Genomic DNA, 5,570 nt, shown 5'->3' with positions numbered 1-5,570 from the left:
CTCCCCCCCTTCCCCAATGAAATTGCCTATCAGTTTATCGAAGAAGAATTAGGGGCAAAACCCGAAGAAATATACGCCCAAATTACCCCCAACCCCATCGCCGCCGCATCCTTAGGGCAAGTATATCGGGGTAAACTCAAAACAGGGGAAGAGGTAGCAATTAAAGTCCAACGTCCCGATTTGGTAAGACGAATTACCCTTGATATATATATCATGCGTACCATTGCTAGTTGGGTAAAAAGAAATGTTAGACGTATTCGCTCAGATTTAGTGGCCATTACCGATGAATTAGCCGCTCGAATTTTCGAGGAAATGAACTACATGAAGGAGGGAGAAAATGCCTCTAAGTTTAAAGAATTGTATGGTCATTTAGATGAAATTTATGTCCCTAGAATCTACTGGGAATATACTGGTAGAAGGGTATTAACCATGGAATGGATTAACGGCACAAAATTAACCGACATCCAAAAAATTCAAGCTCAGGGTATCGATGCCACCCATTTAGTGGAAGTGGGGGTTCAATGTTCCCTACGACAATTATTAGAACATGGGTTCTTCCATGCCGATCCTCACCCCGGAAATCTTTTGGCCATGGAGGATGGTAGATTGGCTTACCTTGATTTTGGTATGATGAGTAATATTAAGCCTTATCAAAGATATGGTTTAATTGAGGCGGTAGTTCACCTCGTAAATCGTGATTTTGATGGGTTAGCCCAAGATTATGTTAACTTAGACTTCCTGACCCCTGATACGGATTTAACGCCTATAATACCTGCTTTAGCGGAAGTTTTTAACAATGCTTTGGGAGCTAGTGTAGCGGAATTGAATTTTAAAAAAATTACTGATGAAATGTCGGCGATGATGTATGAATTTCCTTTCCGTGTTCCTGCCTATTATGCTTTAATTATCCGTTCGATGGTTACCTTAGAAGGTATTGCCATTAACATTGATCCTGAATTTAAGGTTTTGAGTAAGGCTTATCCTTATGTAGCCAAAAGACTCTTAACTGATAATTCCGATCAGTTACAGGCTAGTTTAAGGGATTTATTATTTAAAGATGGTAGTTTCCGTTGGAATCGTTTAGAGAATTTGTTGCGCAATGCGAAGGATTCTCCTGATTATGATTTTGACCGGGTTATGAATCAGGGTATGGAGTATTTACTTTCGGAAAGGGGTAATTTTATTCGGGAGAGATTGGCAACGGAGATTGTGAATTATCTTGATACCATGGGACAAAAAACATGGTTTAATATTTCTGCTTCTTTGAGAAAGGTTGTGGGTTGGGATTCTCCTAAACGTCCTACGGGGGTTACTAATGGTAATGGGGCTATGGATGGTAAGTCTATGGAACACTTACAAAATATTATTGGTATTTTACAGGAAACTGACGGTTATGATCCTGTGAAGTTAGTACCCATTATTATGAAGATTTTACAAAATTCCGAGACTCAGAAGTTAGGGCAACAAATTGCAGGGGAATTGGCTAGTAAGGCTACGGCGAGATTAATTCGTAATTTATTGTTGGATAGTTCTAATAGTAGCAATGGTAAGGGCGATCAATTATCTTTACCTGTGGCGGCGATGAAGTGAAGATGATATTTGATAGTAAGTCTGAGTAATCATTTATAATCTCAAGTTCGGATAATTAGTTATAAATAAATTGGGTTTTAGCAGTTGCCCCACGGTGTAAACAATAGACAATGGACAATAAATAGTTATTATCTTTTGTCTGTTGCCCGTGGTTATCGAGCGAAGTCGAGAGGCCCTGTTCCCCACCGTAGTTAGTATATTATTTAAACAGGATTTATTATTAATTGTTAAAACTTTTTCGTTGTTGATAATATTTAATTAAAAAGGTAACTCCTAGCCAAATCCCTACTACCAATAATCCAAATAAACCAAATTTTGCGATTAGTGCCACTAAATCAGGTAAAGGAATGATTCGACCGACAAAGTAGGAAAGGGTTACAATTACTGAAGCCCAAACCGTTGCTCCTGTGAAGTTAAAAAATAAAAATTTACCGTAATTCATTTCGGTTATTCCTGCTATGGGGCCAGCAAAAATTCTTAATAAGGTGACAAAACGTCCAAAAAATATTGCTTTTCCAGCGTTCTCATTAAATTTATGCTTGGCGATCGCCAATTGGGTTTCTTCAAGACGAAAAATTCTGGCAAACTTAACGAAAAGTGACCAACCGCCAATTCTGCCTAGCCAGTAGCCACAATTATCACCAATAACCGCCCCTGAAATGGCACTGACTAAAACCCACCAATAGTTTAATTCTCCACTCCCTGCTAGAAATCCTCCAATGACGGTGATGGTTTCTCCGGGTAAGGGAATCCCCGTATTTTCTAAGGCAATACCCACAAAAACTGCCCAGTAACCATATTCTTGAGCTAATTCTTGCATTTGCTCTAATGAGAAAAATTCCATAACCATAAGACTTTTTGATTACTTGACAGATACATAACTTAATTAATCTTAACTCAAGGGGACTGTTTTTAGGGAGGGGAAAACACTGTATTCCTTGATTCCTATTCAATAACAATCAAATAATTAAGATAGTTAGTTTTTCTCAGGAATGGATTTGCAGATAAAGTCAATGATCTTACTATAGCGGTTAATGTCGTTGGATGGGGGTAAGTCAAAATAACTTAATTGTTTACCTATCCTAGTAGCCATGGTATTGATAGTATGGGTTGGACGATATTGGATTACTTGCTGGGCTAGGTTAAGGATTGCTTGGGCACAGGCTTGGGGTTGGTGATGTTGTTGGAGAGTTTTTTTCCCTTCTATGCCCATTTGAGCAAATTTTTGGGGCTGATCTAAAAAATCATTTAAATGGTTAACTAAGTCCTCTATTTCGTGGTTTGGACGCACAAAGGCGACGGCTTGAGGATTTAAGTTACTGTACCATTCTGTTTGAGAAACGATGGTGGGTAGGGCATAACTCCAGAGGTGTAGTTGACTGGCGGAGGCTTCTCCCATGGAGGGATTTCTAAGATTGATAGCCAAATTAGCACCACATAAAGCTGTATTTAATTCTTGTTCAGAGACAAAACCTTGTAACGTAACTATCTTTTCTAATCCTAATTCTTTAATTTGTTTTAAAAAACAATCTTTATCTGGAATCTCACCGTAAATATTTAAATGAAATTTGTCTTTACGAGTAACCATCGCAAGGGCGTGAAATACAGATGTTAAGCAACGATTATGTCCCATAAATCCAATCATAATAATTTGATAGGGTATTTGACTTTTTCTGCTATTAATCTGGGTAGGATTATCAACAAGATAGGGCAACGGTGTATATCCTGTTATGAATTGATTTTTATTACTCAAACTATTATAAGAATCGTAGTTATGTGTAAGCACTCCTATTGCTCCTTTAAGAGCAAGAGAAGTCATCGGATATTTGTTTGCCATGAAACTTATTGGTATTAAACCATTTAAAAATTTATTGGCATCGTTAAGTCCTTCCATTCCATAAATATTGAAAACTCGATGTAAATATTCTTGCTTATTAAACACTTGTTGCTCATTAACAGACAACATATAAAAAAAATCTTGTAATTTGTAGTCATGAAGAACCACTAATCCTGGACATTGTGTACTAATTTTCCATATATCACGATGAAAAAGATGATTGTTTCCCAATTGATAAATATTTAAATCTGCTTCATTAATTTCAGACCAAGGAATGTAATTGTAACGACAATAGCGAACAGACATAGCATCATTAAGTTTACTATCCCAGTAATCTTGATTTGTCCAAACCCTTATATCAGCAAAATCTTGCAAAATAGGTAGTATCTTGATGCTATAGTTGGCAATTTCTGTTCTAGCAGGGGGAAGAGGTGTAAACCAGTTTATTTTCATATTACTTAAATATAAATAGTAGGTATTGAAAAGGCAACAAAAAATTAAAAATCAGTTAATTTATTAACAACATTAGTCCAACTAATATCTAATTCTTCATAACGTTTCCGTGCGTTTTTGCCTAAATGGGATGCTAAACGGTGATTTTCCCATAATTCATCCATTCCTTGAGCAAGGGCTAGTGGATCGGATTGTGTAACTATTCCCGTTTCCTTATGTTCTATGAATTCTAAAGATCCTCCAGAATCATTACAGGTAATAGTAGGTTTAGAGGAAAGCATACTTTCCAAGGTCACATAGCCGTAATCTTCATCAAAGGGAGCATAAATAATGCCCATAGATTCAGCATAATACTTAATTTTTTCAGCTTCGGAAATTTGACCTACAAAAATAGCTCTATCTCCTATATTGAGTTTACTGACCATTTTTTGTAGCTCATCTTCATATAGACCATTATCGGAAGAACCTGCAAAAACGACTTTGACGGGATAGTGTGTTTCTGAAATTGCTTTTAGGACTAGATGTTGTCTTTTGATCTCATTTAAACGACTAGGAAAGAAAAAATATCTTTGAGCTTCCTCACAATGAAACTTATGACTATTCTTCGGCGGATGGTAAAGGACAATAGACTCTAGGTCATTGTATTTTTTTAATCGTTTACTTACATTTTGAGAAATACTACAGATTTTACGACATTCTTTTAAAGCTTGTAAATCTGCATTTATGATTGTTTCCTTGATTTGTAGACCCTCTGGTTTATGTAATAGAAGGCTTAATTTGTTTTCCCAGAAATCATATACATCTCTATGTTGATGTAATAACCATGCTACTTTATTGGGATGTTCATTAAAATAAGCAGGAAATTTGAGGGGAATAATTAAATCAATATCTCGATTAGAAAAATGAGACATATCAAGGAGACGAAAGGTAAACATTAAGTCAAGTGTTTTTTGAGATGGATAAGGTTGAAAAGGTAATGCAACTATTTCAGCACTATGTCCATGATCTTTAAGAGCTTGAACTAATGATTCTGCTAAAATTTCCGCACCTCCTCTAATAAAAGGTACTTGAACGGTAACAACTAAGATGTTCATTTAATTCAATGATGATTGATACTGTTAGTTAAACTGAGAATTAATGGTAGCATTATCTTTGATTATTGAGGGGGGTTGTTAATTCTTGGGCTTGGTAAAAGGTTTCTAAACTGTGAGTATCGCCCACAAAACGCCAGTGCCAAGGTTCGTAACTAATACCCTGTAAGTTGTTGCGAGGAAATGAAAGCTCAAAGCTATAACTAGAAGCATTGGCTTCTAACCATTGATAGGCGGGGGTATTCTCAAAACTTTCTTGTAAATTGGTACTAGAATTATTACCATCCCCTATATCCACGGCATAACCTGTATGATGTTCGCTACGGCCGGGGGGAGCGCTAACTTCGGCTCTTTTTCTTGCGTCTTGATTTCGTTGCTCTTTGACTTCAAAAAACAAATATTCTTGCTCGGCAATGGATCTAAAACCTGAAATTGGTACTAAAATAATCCCTTGACTTCTAGCATCCCTCACCATGGCGTTAAATCTTTCCGCGGCCTTTTTCCTTAGTCTGATTCTACCATCGGCGGTGATGGGGGTTAATTCTGATGGGGGGGCTTCTTCATAGGCGATATGCCCTAATATGTTATCGGGTATGGGG

5 protein-coding genes are annotated in these 5,570 nt (G+C 36.9%); 1 reads left to right on the top strand and 4 read right to left on the bottom strand.

What is annotated here, in order from left to right; genetic code table 11:
- The coding region (locus tag IQ215_RS14110; RefSeq protein WP_193802041.1) for an ABC1 kinase family protein at positions 1–1,590 on the top strand (1,590 nt) is incomplete at its 5' end.
- A 220-nt stretch (positions 1,591–1,810) separates the two neighbouring features.
- Here the strand turns inward: IQ215_RS14110 and IQ215_RS14105 are convergent.
- From IQ215_RS14105 to IQ215_RS14090, 4 genes are all read right to left on the bottom strand, one after another.
- The gene (locus IQ215_RS14105) at positions 1,811–2,440 is read right to left on the bottom strand and encodes a DedA family protein (protein ID WP_193802040.1); all 630 of its coding nucleotides are present in this window, start codon (positions 2,438–2,440) and stop codon (positions 1,811–1,813) included.
- A gap of 126 nt (positions 2,441–2,566) precedes the next feature.
- Entirely contained in the window at positions 2,567–3,880 is a 1,314-nt protein-coding gene (locus IQ215_RS14100; protein ID WP_193802039.1) for a glycosyltransferase, read from the bottom strand.
- Between the two features lie 44 nt (positions 3,881–3,924).
- Positions 3,925–4,974, bottom strand: a complete 1,050-nt coding sequence (locus IQ215_RS14095; protein WP_193802038.1) for a glycosyltransferase family 4 protein — start codon at positions 4,972–4,974, stop codon at positions 3,925–3,927.
- 52 nt (positions 4,975–5,026) lie between these two features.
- On the bottom strand, positions 5,027–5,570 hold a 544-nt coding region (locus IQ215_RS14090; RefSeq protein ID WP_193802037.1), incomplete at its 5' end, for a M15 family metallopeptidase.

It is taken from the genome of Cyanobacterium stanieri LEGE 03274 (assembly GCF_015207825.1).
In the GTDB taxonomy this organism is placed as follows: domain Bacteria; phylum Cyanobacteriota; class Cyanobacteriia; order Cyanobacteriales; family Cyanobacteriaceae; genus Cyanobacterium; species Cyanobacterium stanieri_B.
Note: the sequence above shows the minus strand (reverse complement) of the source record. Positions and strands in the feature narration are given on the sequence as shown.

Bases quoted from the DNA above. Each gene is read 5' to 3' on its own strand.
- IQ215_RS14100 (WP_193802039.1), bottom strand. From the start codon at position 3,880: ATGAAAATAAACTGGTTTACACCTCTTCCCCCTGCTAGAACAGAAATT.
- IQ215_RS14105 (WP_193802040.1), bottom strand. From the start codon at position 2,440: ATGGTTATGGAATTTTTCTCATTAGAGCAAATGCAAGAATTAGCTCAA.
- IQ215_RS14095 (WP_193802038.1), bottom strand. From the start codon at position 4,974: ATGAACATCTTAGTTGTTACCGTTCAAGTACCTTTTATTAGAGGAGGT.